Source organism: Variovorax sp. WDL1 (genome assembly GCF_001541225.1).
Lineage (GTDB): Bacteria > Pseudomonadota > Gammaproteobacteria > Burkholderiales > Burkholderiaceae_C > Variovorax.
This window is the reverse complement of the sequence record NZ_LMTS01000298.1, coordinates 1-15,433: the sequence shown is the minus strand read 5'-3', so window position 1 is coordinate 15,433 and position 15,433 is coordinate 1. Positions and strand designations below refer to the sequence as shown.

General features: G+C 65.6%; 22 protein-coding genes and 1 tRNA gene. 2 read left to right on the top strand and 21 right to left on the bottom strand.

The window, feature by feature from the left end; genetic code table 11:
- Positions 1-143: 143 nt before the first annotated feature.
- The 9 genes from APY03_RS35540 to petA all read right to left on the bottom strand — a co-directional run bounded on the left by APY03_RS35540 (position 144) and on the right by petA (position 6,439).
- A complete protein-coding gene (locus APY03_RS35540) occupies positions 144-647 on the bottom strand; it encodes a hypothetical protein (RefSeq protein ID WP_146039710.1) in 504 nt (167 codons plus the stop codon).
- The gene (locus APY03_RS35535) at positions 644-1,519 is read right to left on the bottom strand and encodes an exonuclease domain-containing protein (RefSeq protein WP_068684862.1); all 876 of its coding nucleotides are present in this window, start codon (positions 1,517-1,519) and stop codon (positions 644-646) included. The genes APY03_RS35540 and APY03_RS35535 overlap by 4 nt, the downstream gene beginning before the upstream one ends.
- Positions 1,520-1,526: 7 nt before the next feature.
- A complete protein-coding gene (locus tag APY03_RS35530; RefSeq protein ID WP_068684856.1) occupies positions 1,527-1,892 on the bottom strand; it encodes a hypothetical protein in 366 nt (121 codons plus the stop codon).
- 297 nt (positions 1,893-2,189) lie between these two features.
- A tRNA-Thr gene (locus tag APY03_RS35525) sits at positions 2,190-2,265 on the bottom strand.
- A gap of 61 nt (positions 2,266-2,326) precedes the next feature.
- Positions 2,327-2,902, bottom strand: a complete 576-nt coding sequence (locus APY03_RS35520) for a ClpXP protease specificity-enhancing factor (RefSeq protein ID WP_068684854.1) — start codon at positions 2,900-2,902, stop codon at positions 2,327-2,329.
- Between the two features lie 23 nt (positions 2,903-2,925).
- Positions 2,926-3,537, bottom strand: a complete 612-nt coding sequence (locus tag APY03_RS35515) for a glutathione S-transferase N-terminal domain-containing protein (protein WP_068684852.1) — start codon at positions 3,535-3,537, stop codon at positions 2,926-2,928.
- Positions 3,538-3,633: 96 nt separating this feature from the next.
- On the bottom strand, positions 3,634-4,389 hold the full coding sequence (locus tag APY03_RS35510; protein WP_068684850.1) for a cytochrome c1: 756 nt from the start codon (positions 4,387-4,389) through the stop codon (positions 3,634-3,636).
- A gap of 20 nt (positions 4,390-4,409) precedes the next feature.
- The gene (locus APY03_RS35505; protein WP_068684848.1) at positions 4,410-5,810 is read right to left on the bottom strand and encodes a cytochrome b; all 1,401 of its coding nucleotides are present in this window, start codon (positions 5,808-5,810) and stop codon (positions 4,410-4,412) included.
- Between the two features lie 14 nt (positions 5,811-5,824).
- Positions 5,825-6,439 carry a ubiquinol-cytochrome c reductase iron-sulfur subunit gene (petA, locus tag APY03_RS35500; RefSeq protein WP_068684846.1) on the bottom strand — a complete coding sequence of 205 codons (615 nt, stop codon included), beginning with the start codon at positions 6,437-6,439 and terminating at the stop codon, positions 5,825-5,827.
- Between the two features lie 153 nt (positions 6,440-6,592).
- Here petA and mscL point away from each other — a divergent pair, with 153 nt between their 5' ends.
- Complete coding sequence (mscL, locus tag APY03_RS35495) at positions 6,593-7,021, top strand: large conductance mechanosensitive channel protein MscL (protein ID WP_068684844.1); 429 nt, start codon at positions 6,593-6,595, stop codon at positions 7,019-7,021.
- Here mscL and pdxA read toward each other — a convergent pair.
- Together pdxA and APY03_RS35485 are read right to left on the bottom strand one after the other, a co-directional pair.
- Positions 7,008-8,054: a 4-hydroxythreonine-4-phosphate dehydrogenase PdxA gene (pdxA, locus tag APY03_RS35490; protein ID WP_068684842.1), complete on the bottom strand. Its 1,047-nt coding sequence runs from the start codon at positions 8,052-8,054 to the stop codon at positions 7,008-7,010. The genes mscL and pdxA overlap by 14 nt on opposite strands.
- Positions 8,051-8,827 carry a Nif3-like dinuclear metal center hexameric protein gene (locus tag APY03_RS35485; protein ID WP_068684840.1) on the bottom strand — a complete coding sequence of 259 codons (777 nt, stop codon included), beginning with the start codon at positions 8,825-8,827 and terminating at the stop codon, positions 8,051-8,053. Before APY03_RS35485 ends, pdxA begins: the two co-directional genes overlap by 4 nt.
- Before the next feature lie 235 nt (positions 8,828-9,062).
- Here APY03_RS35485 and APY03_RS35480 point away from each other — a divergent pair, with 235 nt between their 5' ends.
- Entirely contained in the window at positions 9,063-10,211 is a 1,149-nt protein-coding gene (locus APY03_RS35480) for a S1C family serine protease (protein WP_068684838.1), read from the top strand.
- A gap of 9 nt (positions 10,212-10,220) precedes the next feature.
- Here APY03_RS35480 and tatC read toward each other — a convergent pair whose 3' ends face one another.
- The 10 genes from tatC to APY03_RS42965 all read right to left on the bottom strand — a co-directional run.
- The gene (gene tatC / locus APY03_RS35475) at positions 10,221-11,021 is read right to left on the bottom strand and encodes a twin-arginine translocase subunit TatC (protein ID WP_068684836.1); all 801 of its coding nucleotides are present in this window, start codon (positions 11,019-11,021) and stop codon (positions 10,221-10,223) included.
- 65 nt (positions 11,022-11,086) lie between these two features.
- Positions 11,087-11,545: a Sec-independent protein translocase protein TatB gene (gene tatB, locus APY03_RS35470; protein WP_068684834.1), complete on the bottom strand. Its 459-nt coding sequence runs from the start codon at positions 11,543-11,545 to the stop codon at positions 11,087-11,089.
- A 4-nt stretch (positions 11,546-11,549) separates the two neighbouring features.
- Positions 11,550-11,789 (bottom strand): Sec-independent protein translocase subunit TatA, encoded by a 240-nt coding sequence (gene tatA / locus APY03_RS35465; RefSeq protein WP_068684832.1) that lies wholly within the window; start codon positions 11,787-11,789, stop codon positions 11,550-11,552.
- 68 nt (positions 11,790-11,857) lie between these two features.
- A complete protein-coding gene (locus APY03_RS35460; RefSeq protein WP_068684831.1) occupies positions 11,858-12,217 on the bottom strand; it encodes a histidine triad nucleotide-binding protein in 360 nt (119 codons plus the stop codon).
- The gene (locus tag APY03_RS35455) at positions 12,207-12,596 is read right to left on the bottom strand and encodes a DUF4870 family protein (protein ID WP_068684828.1); all 390 of its coding nucleotides are present in this window, start codon (positions 12,594-12,596) and stop codon (positions 12,207-12,209) included. Before APY03_RS35455 ends, APY03_RS35460 begins: the two co-directional genes overlap by 11 nt.
- 15 nt (positions 12,597-12,611) lie before the next feature.
- A complete protein-coding gene (locus APY03_RS35450) occupies positions 12,612-13,001 on the bottom strand; it encodes a phosphoribosyl-ATP diphosphatase (RefSeq protein ID WP_068684826.1) in 390 nt (129 codons plus the stop codon).
- Entirely contained in the window at positions 13,001-13,408 is a 408-nt protein-coding gene (gene hisI / locus APY03_RS35445; RefSeq protein WP_174262789.1) for a phosphoribosyl-AMP cyclohydrolase, read from the bottom strand. The genes APY03_RS35450 and hisI overlap by 1 nt, the downstream gene beginning before the upstream one ends.
- 53 nt (positions 13,409-13,461) lie before the next feature.
- A complete protein-coding gene (gene hisF, locus APY03_RS35440; protein ID WP_068684824.1) occupies positions 13,462-14,241 on the bottom strand; it encodes an imidazole glycerol phosphate synthase subunit HisF in 780 nt (259 codons plus the stop codon).
- A gap of 23 nt (positions 14,242-14,264) precedes the next feature.
- Positions 14,265-15,107, bottom strand: a complete 843-nt coding sequence (locus APY03_RS35435; RefSeq protein ID WP_068684823.1) for a D-hexose-6-phosphate mutarotase — start codon at positions 15,105-15,107, stop codon at positions 14,265-14,267.
- A gap of 128 nt (positions 15,108-15,235) precedes the next feature.
- Positions 15,236-15,433 (bottom strand): hypothetical protein (locus APY03_RS42965; protein WP_198161362.1); only part of this gene is annotated, 198 nt, incomplete at its 5' end.

Sequence of the window (15,433 nt, the reverse complement as noted above, 5' to 3'; positions counted from 1 at the left end):
CGGCTTCTGTGCGGGCAGCACAAGCCCGCTGCCGAGCCACGCCTTCACATCCCCGCGGGTCATCTTCTTCAGGGGCATGGTCGTAGTTTGTTCCTTGTTGCTCGACGGCGCGGGCGGCGTGCCATTCCATCGGGCCTCACGGGCTATTCGGCCGCCTTCGGAAACGGCCACTTGACGTTCGGCGGCAGCGGCCCCGACTTGCCGATCACCATCTCGTCGTCGCCCTCCAGGTTGCGTTCCTCGAACATGCCAAGAGCTCTGGCCTTGCGACGCCGCGGCTCCTCTGGGGGTGCGGGATCGGCCCGGGAGCCGAACGAGAGTTGCTCGTTATGGTGCCTGAACCGCGCCATCCGCAGCGCCCCAGCCTTCTTCCCGTCCTCCTCCGTCTCAGGCCGGTTCGGGTCGTCATTGGTCATCGCGCAACCCTCCCGCACGCTGGTCACGAAGCCCATCCGGTCGCGCAGTTGCGCCGGTATATCGCCGGCCTCCATGGCTTGCTTCATCAGGCCGATCCATACCGAACGGGGCATCGAGTCGGGGTCCACCAGTGGGCTCTTGCCGAACTTGGCCTCAAACTGCCCGATAAGTTCCAGGCACTGCCTGACGGCCGGCGCCGCCTCCCCTGCCAAGTGCATCCGCGAATTCATGAGCCTTCGGCGCAAGCTTCAGCAATCGCGAAGAAGTCCGACTCTCGGACGATTCTCAAGCGATGCCCATGCTGGACCATCTCTTCGGCCTTGCGATGCTTGGAACTTTTTTCATGGCCCGCCAGCTTGTATGCATCCTGATCCCCAACAACGAGGAGTGTTGTACGCTTGGTCACGCCTGGGGCAACTTCGCAGCCGATCCTTGCCGCCACGTCTGCAGCCTGAGCCCGAGGCACAGAGAGCGCACCCGTGAAGGCTAAGACTTCGCCGTGGAGCGGCCCCTCAGGGTTCCCCTCGCGAGCGACGGGGGCGCCAGAGGAAGACATGCCAGGGTTGATCGGCAAGCGGACTCGATGCATCCATCCAGCAAGGTCCAGCTTGGATTCACGCATAGCGGCAACGAGGACGAAGCCGGCCGCCTTCGCGTCTTCCAGGGCGTCATGATGAGCAAACGAGTAGCCCAACTTTGCGCAGACGTTCGCCAGGCCATACCCGCTGCGTGAGAACTCGGGCCACGTCCGACGAACGACACGGGCACTGTCGAGCCACGAGATTGAAAACGAGGGCTGCGTGTATTTCTCATGGGCTCGGGAAAGCGCCACCCGGTCAAAATGCGTGTGACAGACGCAAACAGTGTTCTCTAGGCGTCTCCGAAGCTCTCCCGCGACGGCGGCAAAGTTCGGATGTCCAGCCACATGCTCGTGAGTCAGGCCGTGAATCGATACATTGATCGGGTCGAAGTGCTCCTCAGGGTCCACGAGGCTGGACCATGCCTCTGCGAGTTCTCCATGCGCAAAGCGGGCGATGCCGATTTGGCAAATGGACCCCATGTCCGCGTTTGCAGTCTCCACATCGATCACCGTGAAGTCCATGGCGCTCTCAGACCGCATTGCGGTACTTGCTGTCATCCGCGGTGAACGTCACCGACACACCAAACTTCGAGCACACCAATGTGACCTCAGCACTGGTATCGATTTCGAGTGGATCACCGCGCAGCCCCTGCCACATAGCGAGGTAGTGAAAGGGCCCGTACTTTCTGGCCTTGATCGCCCTCTCGACGCCGCCCTTCCACGGGAGTACAACGAGTTCACCTGCAACCGCGCGAGCAGCAAGCCCAGGGTCTTCGCGGCGCTTCTCGCGACCTCGTTCCCAACTCACGATTAGGCCCTTGTCAGGGCCATCCCAGCGGGTCTCCCACGACATCTCCCCGCGTGGCGCGGCGTCAGCGTTTCGTGTGATCTTCATGGCGCCGCCTTTGACATAGCTCCTCGCTCCTTGCTTGTCCGTACTTTTTGGGCTTCGCGAAGTCTACTGCTGGTAGGGTGCCAACACGCCCTCCTCTACCGCTGATGAGTTGTCCCTGTCGTGCCATGCGCAAACTGCTGTTGTGCCCCCTGCCCTTTGCCATGTTCCCCCATTGATGCCCCCATGTGCCCCCGGATTCAACTATGATTACCCGGACGACATCGGACAATCATCGTGGGTTTCCAGAGGGAGAAAGAGGAAAGCCCGGATGGTCTTGGACTCATCTGGGCTTGTTTGTGGTGCCGCTTGTCGGAATCGAACTGACGACCTACCGCTTACAAGGCGGTTGCTCTACCAACTGAGCTAAAGCGGCATCGGAATGGGCGTTGATTCTAACGGCGCCCCGCGCGGCGCCGTCCGGTCGCTTCTGCTGCTTACTTGATTCGTTTCAGCGAAGGGCGCGAACCGCCCGCACCCGGCGGCCGCGGTGGATCTTCCGGGTCCGAAGGCGTGGATGCGGTCGGCGTTGCCGTGGCATCCTCCGCCGCGCCCTCGCCGCTGATCAGGTGCACCACCTTGCCGGCATCGGCTTCCGTGCCGCGGGAGGCATCGCGCAAGGGCGCGCGCGCCGCGGGCGCTGCCAGGCCGGCCTGCGTGCCGCCGGCATCGGCCGGCGCCGCGGCGGGAGCCGGCGCTGGAAAGGCCATGCCCTGCCCGTTCTCGCGCGCATAGATGGCGATCACGCGGCCGACAGGCACGCTGATCTCGCGCGCGGTACCCGCGAAGCGGGCCTTGAACTCGATGAAGTCGTTGCCCAGCTTGAGCGAGCTGGTCGCATCGAAGCTGATGTTCAGCACGATCTCGCCGTTCTTCACATACTCGCGCGGCACCTGCACGGTATCGTCGACTTGCACCGCCACGTAGGGGGTGAAGCCGTTGTCCGTGCACCATTCGTACAGCGCCCGGATCAGGTACGGGCGGGTCGAAGAGGACTCCAGCGCATTGATCATGGAAAAGCAGCAGCGTTCGGCGTTTACTTGCGCATGACCTTTTCGGACGGCGTCAGCGCTTCAATGTAGGCCGGGCGCGAGAAGATGCGCTCGGCGTACTTCAGCAGTGGTGCCGCGTTCTTGCTCAGGTCGATGCCATAGTAATCGAGGCGCCAGAGCAGCGGCGCAATGGCGACATCCAGCATCGAGAAATTGTCGCCGAGCATGTATTTGTTCTTGAGGAACACGGGCGCGAGCTGGGTCAGCCGGTCGCGGATGTGCGAGCGGGCCTTTTCCAGCGCTTTCTCGTTGCCCTTGGCACTGCGGTTCTCGAGCGTGGAAACATGGACGAAGAGCTCCTTCTCGAAATTGAGCAGGAAGAGGCGCACGCGGGCACGGTCGACAGGGTCGCCGGGCATCAGCTGGGGATGCGGGAAGCGCTCGTCGATGTACTCGTTGATGATGTTCGACTCGTAGAGGATCAGGTCGCGCTCGACCAGGATCGGCACCTGGCCGTACGGGTTCATCACGCTGATGTCCTCGGGCTTGTTGTAGAGATCGACGTCGCGGATCTCGAAGTCCATGCCTTTTTCGAACAGCACGAAGCGGCAACGATGGGAGAAGGGGCAGGTCGTTCCTGAATACAAGACCATCATGGCTTAAGGCTCCTAAAAACTAAAAAGAGTGGGTTGCTCTCGGCAACCCACTCCGCAAGGACGCGTGCCCGCAAAAGCCGGGCCGCGTTCCCTCTGTTACTTCACGTCTTTCCAGTACGAGGCGTTGAGACGCCACACGAAGACCAGCGCCATGACCAGGAACAGCATGACCCAGACACCGACGCGGATGCGGGTGTTCTGCGCCGGCTCGGCCATCCACTGCATGTAGGCCACGAGGTCGCCCATCGCCTGGTCGTACTGGAGCGGCGTCATGGTGCCGGGCGCGACCTGCTCCCAGCCCTTGAACACCTCGGCCGCATGGCCATGGGACTCGACCTTGTCGAAGACCGGGCGGCGATCGCCCTGCAGCTCCCACAGCGCGTGGGGCATGCCGACGCTCGGGAACACCAGGTTGTTCCAGCCGGTCGCCTTGGTGTCGTCGCGGTAGAAAGTGCGCAGGTAGGTGTAGAGATAGTCGGCCCCGGAGCCGCCGTGGCCGGCGCGCGAGCGGGCGACCAGGGTGAGGTCGGGCGGAACGCCGCCGAACCAGGCCTTGGCCTGGGCCGGGTCGAGGTTGGCCTTCATGGTCTCGCCGACCTTGTCGGTCGTGAACAGCAGGTTGTCCTTGATCTGCTGCTCGGTGATGCCGATGTCCTGCAGCCGGTTGAAGCGCATGAACGCCGCCGAATGGCAGTTGAGGCAGTAGTTGACGAACAGCTTGGCGCCATTCTGCAGGGCGGCCAGGTCGTTGGTCTTGTTCGGCGCCTTGTCCCAGGCGATGCCGCCCTCGGCGGCATTCGCGCCGGCCACGATGCCGAGCGCTGCAATCAACGTGAGGATCAGTTTCTTCATTGCTGTGTGCTCCGGCTCTCTCAGTGCGCGTGGAACGTCACGCGCTCGGGCACCGGCTTGAATTCGCCGATGCGGCTCCACCACGGCATCAGCAGGAAGAAACCGAAATAGAAGAGCGTACCCACCTGCGACACGCGCTCGCCCATCGGCGAGGGCGGCTGTACGCCCAGGTAGGCGAGGACCACGAAGTTGATGACGAACAGGCCGTACAGGTACCAGTGCCAGCTCGGACGGTAGCGGATCGAGCGCACCGGGCTGTGGTCCAGCCAGGGCAGGAAGAACAGGATGATGACCGCGCCGCCCATCACGACCACGCCCCAGAACTTGGCGTCGATCGACAGCATCATGGCGGCGACGCCGACGGCGACGATCACGATGACGGCCTTGAAGATTGCGGCGACCCGCGCTTTCCAGACGCCGAAGACGGCGGCCGCGATCACGCAGGCGATCAGCGCATACATCATCTCGCCGGTGATCGCGCGCAGCATCGAATAGTAGGGCGTGAAGTACCAGACCGGCGCGATGTGGTTCGGCGTCTTCAGTGAATCGGCAGGGATGAAGTTGTTGTACTCCAGGAAGTAGCCGCCGGCCTCGGGCGCGAAGAAGATCACCGCCGAGAAGATGGTGAGGAACACCACCACGCCGAAGATGTCATGCACCGTGTAGTAGGGATGCGAGGGGATGCCGTCGAGCGGATGGCCGTCGGGACCGCGCTTGGCCTTGATCTCGATGCCATCTGGGTTGTTCGAGCCGACCTCGTGCAGGGCGATCAGGTGTGCGACCACCAGGCCCAGCAGCACCAGCGGCACCGCGATCACGTGGAAGCTGAAGAAGCGGTTGAGCGTGGCGTCGCTCACCACGTAGTCGCCGCGGATCAGCAGGGCCAGGTCGGGACCGACGAAGGGAATGGCGGAGAACAGGTTCACGATCACCTGCGCGCCCCAGTAGCTCATCTGCCCCCAGGGCAGCAGGTAGCCCATGAACGCCTCGGCCATCAGGCACAGGAAGATGGCGCAGCCGAAGATCCAGATCAGCTCGCGCGGCTTGCGGTAGCTGCCGTAGATCAGGCCGCGGAACATGTGCAGGTACACGACGATGAAGAAAGCCGAGGCACCCGTCGAGTGCATGTAGCGGATCAGCCAGCCCCAGGGCACGTCGCGCATGATGTACTCGACCGAGGCGAAGGCCAGCGCCGCATCGGGCTTGTAGTGCATCACGAGGAAGATGCCGGTCACGATCTGGATCACGAGGACCAGCATGGCCAGCGAGCCGAAGATGTACCAGAAGTTGAAGTTCTTCGGCGCGTAGTACTGGCCCCACTGGTCGTTCCACAGCTTGGTCAGCGGGAAGCGGTTGTCGACCCAGTTCAGCAGCTTTTCGCCGGCGGGGGCGTTGGGCGAGATTTCCTTGAATTCAGCCATGTTCCTTTTGCTCCTCAGGCCTTCTTGTCTTCGCCGATCAGAAGGCGCGTGTCGGAGAGGTACATGTGCGGCGGCACCGGCAGGTTGTCGGGCGCCGGCTTGTTCTTGAAGACGCGGCCGGCCAGGTCGAAGGTCGAACCGTGGCAGGGGCAGAGGAAGCCGCCGTTCCAGTCGTCGGGCAGCGAGGGCTGCGGGCCGGCCTGGAGCTTGTCGATCGGCGAGCAGCCGAGGTGGGTGCAAATGCCGACGACCACCAGGACGTCGGGCTTGATCGAGCGGTTCTCGTTGCGCGCGTACTCGGGAGTGAACTCGTCGGGGTTGCGCTTGGATTGGGGATCGGCGAGCTGGCCGTCGAGCTTGGGCAGCTCGGCGAGCTGGGCCGCAGAACGCTTGAGGATCCACACCGGCTTGCCGCGCCATTCGACGGTCAGCTTCTCGCCCGGCTGCAGGCCACCGATGTCGACCTCGACCGGTGCGCCGGCGGCATTGGCTTTTTCAGAAGGCTGGAAGGTGCTGACGAACGGGATGGCGGTGGCCACTCCGCCCACTGCGCCGGCACAGCCTGATGCGATCAACCACGTCCGCTTGCTGCTGTCGATCCGCTGGCGGCCGACGGAGATGTCACTCATGGGGGTCCTCAGTCTTCTTCGATGGGGGCTTGGGTCAACCGACGATTGTAGCGGAGCGTCACAAGCGAATTCAACGCGAGCGCGAGGCGCGGGCCCAGGCCAGGTGGCCCTCTATACTGCCGCGGTCCAACAACAAGCACGCGAGGTAGGCCAATGAGTTTCCTGAAGGAATTTCGCGAGTTCGCCGTCAAGGGCAACGTGGTCGATCTCGCGGTCGGCGTGATCATCGGCGCCGCCTTCGGCAAGATCGTCGATTCCGTCGTGGCCGACATCATCATGCCGGTGGTGGGCCTGGTGTTCGGCAAGCTCGACTTCTCGAACCTCTACGTGGTACTGGGCACGATACCGCCCGGCGTGGCCAACAACCTGGCCGATCTCAAGAAGGCCGGCGTGCCTGTGCTGGCGTATGGCAACTTCATCACCATCGCGGTGAACTTCGCGATCCTCGCCTTCATCATTTTCCTGATGGTCAAGCAGATCAACCGGCTGCGCCGCACGGGCGAGCCAGCACCACCGCCGGCCGCTCCGCCCGAGGACATCGTGCTGCTGCGCGAGATCCGCGACAGCCTCAAGCGCCCCTGAAGGCCAGCACGCGCGCCATCCGGATCGCCTCGATCAGGCTGCTCGCATCTGCGCGGCCGCTGCCCGCAATGTCGAAGGCGGTGCCGTGATCGGGGCTGGTGCGCACCAGCGGCAGCCCCAGCGTCACGTTCACGCCCTTCTCCACGCCCATGTACTTGACCGGGATCAGGCCCTGGTCGTGATACATCGCGACCACCACGTCGAACTCGCCGGCATGCTGCGCAGTGGCGCGGGCGCGCATGAAGACGGTGTCCGGCGCGTGCGGCCCGTCGGCGGCGATACCCTGGGCACGTGCGGCCGCAATGGCCGGCGCGATGATGTCGCGCTCCTCCGTCCCGAAAAGCCCCCCCTCCCCCGCGTGCGGATTGAGGCCGGCGACGCCGATCTTCGGCGCGCGCCCCAGCAGCGACGACAGCGCGTCGTGCGCGATGCGCAGCGTCTCCAGCACGCCTTCGAAGCTGACGGCATCGATCGCCGCACGCAAGGACATGTGGATACTCACGAGCACGGTGCGCAGTTCGTCGTTGGCCAGCATCATGCGCACCGGGACATCGGCCACCGGCCGGCCCAGGTGGGCCGCGGCCTCGGCCTGCAGCAGTTCGGTGTGCCCAGGAAAGGCATAGCCGGCAGCGGCCAGCGCCTCCTTGTGCAGCGGCGCGGTCACGATCGCCGCCACCTCGCCGCGCAAGGCAGCGCGCGCAGCCCAGACCACGCAGTCGCCCGCGATGCGGCCGGCGAGCGCGCTGATCGCGCCGGGCGCGATCGCCGCATCGGGCGGGCGCACCGCCTGCAGTACGGGAATGCAGCAGGGCGGCACGGCCAGGGCCTCGGCCGGCGCCTCGATCAATGCAATCGGCAGCGCAAGTCGTCCCGGCGCCTCGAGCGCCTGCGCCGCCTGGCGCACGATTCCCAGGTCACCTACCACGAAGCAGCCCCGGGTGAGCTCGGGCGCATCGCGAAAGGCACGGGCGATGATCTCCGGGCCGATGCCCGCAGGATCGCCCAGTGTGATGGCGAGGGCCTGACTCTTCACGCCGGGTTGTCTATGTCGATGAACTCGTGCGCAAGGCCCAGCTGCGCGGCCACATGGGCCGCCACCGCCGGCGCACCGTAGCGCTCGGTCGCATGGTGGCCGCAGGCCAGGAAGGCGACACCCATCTCGCGCGCATAGTGGGCCTGCGGCTCCGAGATCTCGCCGGTGATGAAGGCATCGGCGCCAGCCGCGATCGCGGCCTCGAAATAGCCCTGCGCCCCGCCCGTGCACCACGCGATGTTGCGGATCGGCCGCGGCGCCGGCACGTCGACCAGGGTGATCTTCTTGCCGAGCGCCTTTTCCACGTCCGCGGCCAGCGCGCGGGCGTTGGCGAAGGTCTCGCCATTGCCGCGGGCGCCGAGGAAGCCGATCTCCTGGTCGCCGAAGCGGCCGGTCGCACCCGCGTGTGCGACCAGGCCCAGCTTCAGCCCGAGCTGGGCGTTGTTGCCGAGCTCGGGATGGGCGTCGAGGGGCAGATGGTAGGCGAACAGGTTTACATCGTCGCCGAGCAACAGCCCCAGGCGCTGCTTCATCCATCCGGTCACGCGGCCGTCCTGTCCGCGCCAGAACAGGCCGTGGTGGACGAAGATCGCGTCGGCCTCGGCAAGGATGGCCGCCTCGATCAGCGCGCAGCTCGCGGTCACGCCGGAGACGATCTTGCGCACCGAGGTGCGGCCCTCGACCTGCAGGCCGTTGGGGCCGTAGTCCTTGAAGCGCTCGGGCGCGAGCAACAGGTTCAAGGCGTGCAATAGCTCGTGTCGGGTGGTGCTCATCGCGCCATTGTGACCCCGGCATAGGGACTTGAAACGGGGTTCGCCGCGCCATGCTGCCGCCGGAGGCGCTGGACAGCGTGCAGGGGCAGGGTTTCCCCTGGGTCGACTGCAACAATCGGAATTGCCCCTCCCGCTCATGCGCACCGGTACCGGACGACCGTTGAGGGACAATGTCGCTCTTGAAGCCGGCTTTTCACGGCAACGCCGCAACCAACCTTCTTCTCCTCTCTCCTTCATGAAACGCACCTGGCTGCTGTTCGCCCAAGCCGTGACCGTGATGCTCGCGGCTTATTTCGTGGTCGCAACGCTCAAACCCGAATGGATCGGCCGCCGCGCCACGTCGCTAGGCGGCGTGGTGTCGGTGCTCGAGGCGCCGGCGTCCAGTCCCTCGGCGAGCGCGCCCGGGAGCCTGAGCGCAGCGGCGAAGAAGGCCTCGCCGGCGGTGGTGAGCATCAACACCAGCAAGGCGGCGCGGCGCAGCCCGCGCAGCGATGACCCTTGGTTCCGCTTCTTCTTCGGCGACCAGGGCGACCAGCCGCAGATCGGGCTGGGCAGCGGCGTGATCGTCAGCGCCGATGGCTACATCCTCACCAACAACCACGTGGTGGAAGGGGCCGACGAGATCGACGTCACGCTCAACGACAGCCGCCACGCGCGCGGCAAGGTGATCGGCACCGACCCCGACACCGACCTGGCGGTGCTCAAGATCGAGCTCGACAAACTGCCGGCGGTCGTGCTGGGCGACTCGGACAATCTGCAGGTGGGCGACCAGGTGCTGGCCATCGGCAATCCCTTCGGCGTCGGCCAGACCGTCACCAGCGGCATCGTGTCGGCGCTGGGGCGCAACCAGCTGGGCATCAACACCTTCGAGAATTTCATCCAGACCGATGCAGCCATCAATCCCGGCAACTCGGGGGGCGCGCTGGTCGACGTCAACGGCAACCTCCAGGGCATCAACACCGCCATCTACTCGCGCTCGGGCGGCAGCATGGGCATCGGCTTCGCGATTCCGGTCTCGACGGCCAAGCAGGTGCTGGAAGACATCGTCAAGGAAGGCAAGGTGACGCGCGGCTGGATCGGCGTCGAGCCCAACGACCTCTCGCCGGAGCTGGCGGAGACCTTCGGCATCAAGGCCAGCAAGGGTGTGATCATCACCGGCGTCCTGCAGGACGGCCCGGCCGCACGGGCGGGTGTGCGCCCGGGGGACGTGATCACCGGCGTCGGCGACAAGGAGATCGGCAACGTGCAGGAACTGCTGACGGCGGTCGCGGGCCTCAAGCCCGGCAATGCTTCGCGCTTCGCGCTTCAGCGCGGCAGCGACAAGATGGAGCTGGACGTCACGCCGGGCCCGAGGCCCCGCACACCGATGCGTCGCACAGAATAGGCGGGCCGCTCAGGGCTGCTGCGCCGAATCGGCGCTTTCCTCGGGCGCTTTGCTGTGCCTCACGAAGTAGCGCGCGGCCACGATGCCCACTTCGTAGAGCAGGCACATCGGGATCGCCAGTGCAAGCTGCGACACCACGTCGGGCGGCGTGAGCACCGCTGCCACGACAAAAGCCAAGACGATGAAGTAGCCGCGGAAGTTCTTCAACTTCTCGATGGTGACCATTTCGAAGCGAACGAGCAGCATCACGACGATCGGGACCTGAAAGGCGACGCCGAATGCAAGATACAGCGACAGAATCGCCTCGACATACGACGCGATATCCGGCGTGGCCGCCACCGCCTCGGGCGTGAATTTCTGGATGAAGCCGAACATCTTGTCGAGCACGAAGAACTGCACGAAGGCGATGCCTGCATAGGCCAGGGAGCTGCCGAAGATGATGAGCGGCAGCGCGAACTTCTTTTCGTGGCTGTAGAGACCGGGGGCGACGAACATCCAGGCCTGGTACATGAGCCACGGCAGGGTGAGCAGCACCGACGCCATCAGCAGCGCCTTCAGCGGCACGAAGAAGGGCGAAAAGACGCCCACCGCGATCAGCTTGGCGTCGGGCGGCATGTGGGCGCGAATCGGCACCGCGATGAGGTCGATCAGCCCGCTCGGGCCGGGCCAGATGGCCAGCAGGATGCCTGCGACCGCGAGCCCGTAGACGCAGTAGAGCAGACGGTCGCGCAGCTCCATCAGGTGCGCGACGAAAGGCTGCTCGGTGCCGGCCAGCTCGTCGTCTTTGTTCTTGTCGGGGGAATCGGCCATTTGGGGGAGCGCTGCGGGCAAAGGTAGAAGGCGCGCTGCGCGCGGCCGGAACGAGCGGACGGCTCTCAGTTGATTTTGTGGGGACGATAGCGGGCCACGCGCGCCGCGCCCGAAAGCGCCCGGGTGCGCACGCCGTTGCGCGCCTTGTACCACTGCGGCGTGGCGCCCTGCTTCAGGCGCCACTTCTTGCGCGGATGCTTGTACTCCGGGTAGCTTGGCGCCGGCTCGCTCAGCTCGGTGCTGGACTGGTCGACCTCGGAGAACTGCTTTTCGAAGTCGCTGGCGCCGGTCTGGATGCTGTGCTCGACATCCCGGGCCGCGTCCTGGACGGTGTCCTTCATCTTGCGCAGTTCGTCCAGGTCCATCGAGCGGTTGACCTCGGCCTTGACGTCGTTCACGTAACGCTGGGCCTTGCCCAGCAGCGTGCCGACGGTGCGCGCGACCCGCGGCAGCTTCTCAGGGCCGATCACGATCAGCGCGACGGCGCCGATCAATGCAATTTTCGAGATGCCGAGGTCGATCACGGAATCAGGACTTCTGGCGCGCTTCGACGTCGATGGTCGACTTGTCGGCGTTGGCGCCGTTGGCGCTCACCTGGGGATTGGGGGTGGCGGGCGTCTCGGTCGCAGAGCCGTCCTTCATGCCGTCCTTGAAACCCTTGACCGCGCCGCCCAGGTCGGAACCCATGTTGCGCAGCTTCTTGGTGCCGAAGATCATCACGACGACGAGCAGCACGATCAGCCAGTGCCAGATGGAAAGTGAACCCATGGATTACTCCTGAAGAAGTGTCAGATTTTAGTCGGCGCGGGGGGCTGTCACTCCGCGAAAGGTGAATATCAACCCTTGAGCCAGGGGCGGGGGCCGCCCATGACGTGCACATGGAGATGCTGGACTTCCTGCCCACCCGCGGCGCCGGTGTTGACGACGATGCGGAAGCCGCCCTGCGGGTAGGGCCGACAGCCCTGCTCCAGGGCCAGTTTGGGGGCGAGGGTCATGATCCGGCCGAGCAGCGCTGCGTCGTCCGGCGTGACCTGGGCCATCGAGGGGATGTGGCGCTTGGGCACCAGCATGAAGTGCACGGGCGCCCAGGGCGCGATGTCGTGGAAGCCGAACAGCTCCTCGTCCTCGTAGACCTTGCGCGAGGGGATCTGCCCCGCGACGATTTTGCAGAAGATGCAGTTCGGATCAGAGGACATTCGAAGGCTCCATGGAACGGCCCGCATTCATGCGCACCATCCCCTTGACGATGCGGTAGAGGAACCACAGTGAAATAAGCGCCCAGGCGATCCAGCCGGGCAGCAGCAACAGCAGCCAGAGCCAGGAGGTCAGGATGTAGGCCAAGCCGGCCCACAGCACAGATCGGATGCGCCAGCTGAAATGCGATGCCTGCCAACTGCCGGCGGCATCGTCACGCTTGACCAGGTCGATGACCAGCGCGATCAACAGCAGCGCGATCGAGGCCTGCGTGCCAGGCAGCACGGCGCCCACCGCAACAACCAGATGCAGGATGTAACTGATCCAGCCCCAGGTCTTGAGCGACGAATCGGGTTCCACGGTGACGATGTCATTGGGCATGGCGTCCTCTCGGTCTCAGTCGTTGGAAGCTTCGCGGTCTTTCGCCTTGCGCAGAGCCTTTTCCTCGATCCCACTGGTGCCCTCGCGCCGTTCGAGCTCGGCCACCACGTCGCGCGGGGAGAAGCCGTAGTGGGCCAGGGCCACCATGCTGTGGAACCAGAGATCGGCCACTTCGTTCACTATTTTCATGCGCTCCCCGCCATGGTCTGCGTCCTTGGCGGCCATCACCACCTCGGTGGCCTCCTCGCCGATCTTCTTGAGGAAGGCGTCGGGGCCGCGGTGCAGCAGGCGCGCGACGTAGCTCTTCTCGGGATCACCGCCATGCGCCGGCAGGCGGCTCTCGATCACGGTGGCCAGGCGGGCCAGTGCGTCTTCCATCGGGCGTTGCGGGGCGTCGGTGCTCATTAAGGCGAGGCGGAGTAGATCATTGCGGGGTCTTTCAGGACCGGCTCGGTGATGGTCCACGCGCCGTTCTCGTACTTGCTGAAGAAGCAGCTGTGGCGCCCCGTGTGGCAGGCGATGCCGGGGTCGTGGCCGGTCTGCGTGACCTTGAGCAGGAGCACGTCGTTGTCGCAGTCCATGCGGATCTCGTGCACGGTCTGCACATGGCCCGACTCCTCGCCCTTGAACCAGAGCTTGCCGCGCGAACGGCTGAAGTACACGGCGCGCCCCAGCTCCGCAGTCTTTGCCAGGGCCTCGCGGTTCATCCAGGCGAACATCAGCACATCCTTGCTACCGCGCTCCTGCGCGATCACCGGCACCAGGCCGCTCGCGTCCCATTTCACTTCGTCTAGCCAGTTCATGTTGGACATTGTCGGGGATTCGCATGACAGGAAGCCGGATGCGGACGGATGTCCGCTTCCCTTCACATCCGAACAGGAATTCCGCGCGCCGCCATGCAGGCCTTGGCCTCGCCGACGGTGTATTCGCCGTAGTGGAAGATGCTGGCCGCCAGAACTGCGTCGGCGCCACCGGCCTGGATGCCGTCGGCCAGGTCGTCGAGGCTGCCGACGCCGCCGGAGGCGATCACCGGCACGCTCACCGCGTCGCTCACCGCACGCGTAAGCGCAAGATCGAAGCCGCTCCTGGTGCCGTCGCGGTCCATGCTGGTCAGCAGGATCTCACCGGCGCCGCGGCGTGCCATCTCGACCGCCCATTGCACCGCGTCCAGGCCGGTGTTCTTGCGGCCGCCATGACTGTAGACATCCCAGCCCGGGCCGCGCTCCGCCTCGTCCTCGGCGGAGCGCCGCTTGGCGTCGATCGCGACCACGATGCACTGGGCGCCGTACTTGCGCGAGGCGTCCTCGATGACCTGCGGATTCGCGATGGCGGCCGAGTTGAAGCTGGTCTTGTCGGCGCCCGCATTGAGCAGCCGGCGCACATCTTCGACTGTGCGCACGCCACCGCCGACGGTCAGCGGAATGAAGACCTGCGAGGCGACCGCTTCGATGATCGGCAGGATCAGGTCGCGGTCGTCGCTGGTGGCCGTAATGTCCAGGAAGGTCAGCTCGTCGGCACCCTGGGCGTTGTAGCGCGCCGCAATCTCGACCGGATCGCCGGCATCGCGCAGCTCGAGGAAGTTGACGCCCTTGACGACGCGGCCGCCGGTCACGTCGAGGCACGGAATGATGCGCTTGGCAAGCATGGTGGGTTCGGAGGGGATGGGGTTCAGAGGACGGTGAGCTGCTGCCAGCCTTGCCAGCTCCCGCCCGGCGCCAGCAGCACGGGCTCGTCGATGCGCGCAGCCTCGACACAGAGCATGTGGCGCCAGCCGTCGTCGGGCAAATCCGGGAGCCGGGCGGACAGTTCGGGGCCGGGGTTCCAGACCACCGTCTCGGTGCAGCTCGCGCTCTGCGCGATCTCGAGCGTGCCCGAAGGCTGCACCAGGTGCAGGGGCTTCGCGGGCGCCGCGTAGACGCTGTCGAACTCGGTGCCGAAGCGCAGCGCGGGCGCGAGGTCCACGTGGCGATCGTCACGCACCGCGTCCCAGCGGTTGGCGCCCTGCAGGCCTTCCAGCGACGCGTGGGCGAGGTCGTCGACGCGCAGGTAGCTGTGCAGCGCGGCCGCAAAGGACCAGGGCGCTCCACCGGTGTTGTCGATGGCGAGCGCCACCCGCAGCGAGCGGGGCGCCAGGGTCACTGCCAGCCTGGCGTGGAAGGCATGCGGCCAGATCGCCCGCGTGGCTTCGTCGTCGTGCAGCGAGAAGACGAGGGTGTCGGGCTTGTCCTCTGCGCCAGCCGGTTCGGCCCGCCAGGCGACATTGCGCACGAAGCCGTGCTTGGGTAGCGGCCCGCGCTGATTGAACTGGGGCCAGCACACCGGCACGCCGCCACGGATCGCGCTCTGGCCATCGAAGCGCGCCTCCGGGCTGAGGTAGAGGCGCTCGACGCCATCCGCCGTAGTCCAGGACAGCACATGGGCGCCGTGCAGCGCGACCGTGCAGGCACTGCCCTCGGGCAGGGAGAGGCGCAATGCGGGCTGGCCATGGAAATCGAGCTCTTTGAGAGACATGGCCCAATTCTAGATTTGGCGTGCCACCGCCGAGGTCGCCGCGGCATGCTGAGCTGGGCAGCTGCCATCATGGGTTCGTGGCCGTGACGCGCCGCCTCGGCACTGCGCGCGTCGAGCGCGCGTTCAGCCTACCACCGCACCCGCACCCCCGCCGAGGCGTTGAGCTGCGACTTCGCGCGGGTGTCTCCGCCCGAGTCCCACAGCTTGCCGAGCTCGCCGTAGAGGCTGGTCGATTTGCTCAGCCCGAGCGTGAAGCCCGCGGCGAGTTCTGTAGACGTGCCGCCGGTGCTGCTCGCGATGGCGGTGCTGGCCGCCGGGTTGATGAA

Excerpts from the sequence above, each read along its gene's own strand:
- APY03_RS35540 (WP_146039710.1), bottom strand. The coding sequence starts at position 647 with ATGAATTCGCGGATGCACTTGGCAGGGGAGGCGGCGCCGGCCGTCAGG.
- APY03_RS35535 (WP_068684862.1), bottom strand. The coding sequence starts at position 1,519 with ATGGACTTCACGGTGATCGATGTGGAGACTGCAAACGCGGACATGGGG.
- APY03_RS35530 (WP_068684856.1), bottom strand. The coding sequence starts at position 1,892 with ATGAAGATCACACGAAACGCTGACGCCGCGCCACGCGGGGAGATGTCG.
- APY03_RS35520 (WP_068684854.1), bottom strand. The coding sequence starts at position 2,902 with ATGATCAATGCGCTGGAGTCCTCTTCGACCCGCCCGTACCTGATCCGG.
- APY03_RS35515 (WP_068684852.1), bottom strand. The coding sequence starts at position 3,537 with ATGATGGTCTTGTATTCAGGAACGACCTGCCCCTTCTCCCATCGTTGC.
- APY03_RS35510 (WP_068684850.1), bottom strand. The coding sequence starts at position 4,389 with ATGAAGAAACTGATCCTCACGTTGATTGCAGCGCTCGGCATCGTGGCC.
- APY03_RS35505 (WP_068684848.1), bottom strand. The coding sequence starts at position 5,810 with ATGGCTGAATTCAAGGAAATCTCGCCCAACGCCCCCGCCGGCGAAAAG.
- petA (WP_068684846.1), bottom strand. The coding sequence starts at position 6,439 with ATGAGTGACATCTCCGTCGGCCGCCAGCGGATCGACAGCAGCAAGCGG.
- mscL (WP_068684844.1), top strand. The coding sequence starts at position 6,593 with ATGAGTTTCCTGAAGGAATTTCGCGAGTTCGCCGTCAAGGGCAACGTG.
- APY03_RS35485 (WP_068684840.1), bottom strand. The coding sequence starts at position 8,827 with ATGAGCACCACCCGACACGAGCTATTGCACGCCTTGAACCTGTTGCTC.
- APY03_RS35480 (WP_068684838.1), top strand. The coding sequence starts at position 9,063 with ATGAAACGCACCTGGCTGCTGTTCGCCCAAGCCGTGACCGTGATGCTC.
- tatC (WP_068684836.1), bottom strand. The coding sequence starts at position 11,021 with ATGGCCGATTCCCCCGACAAGAACAAAGACGACGAGCTGGCCGGCACC.
- tatA (WP_068684832.1), bottom strand. The coding sequence starts at position 11,789 with ATGGGTTCACTTTCCATCTGGCACTGGCTGATCGTGCTGCTCGTCGTC.
- APY03_RS35460 (WP_068684831.1), bottom strand. The coding sequence starts at position 12,217 with ATGTCCTCTGATCCGAACTGCATCTTCTGCAAAATCGTCGCGGGGCAG.
- APY03_RS35455 (WP_068684828.1), bottom strand. The coding sequence starts at position 12,596 with ATGCCCAATGACATCGTCACCGTGGAACCCGATTCGTCGCTCAAGACC.
- APY03_RS35450 (WP_068684826.1), bottom strand. The coding sequence starts at position 13,001 with ATGAGCACCGACGCCCCGCAACGCCCGATGGAAGACGCACTGGCCCGC.
- hisI (WP_174262789.1), bottom strand. The coding sequence starts at position 13,408 with ATGTCCAACATGAACTGGCTAGACGAAGTGAAATGGGACGCGAGCGGC.
- hisF (WP_068684824.1), bottom strand. The coding sequence starts at position 14,241 with ATGCTTGCCAAGCGCATCATTCCGTGCCTCGACGTGACCGGCGGCCGC.
- APY03_RS35435 (WP_068684823.1), bottom strand. The coding sequence starts at position 15,107 with ATGTCTCTCAAAGAGCTCGATTTCCATGGCCAGCCCGCATTGCGCCTC.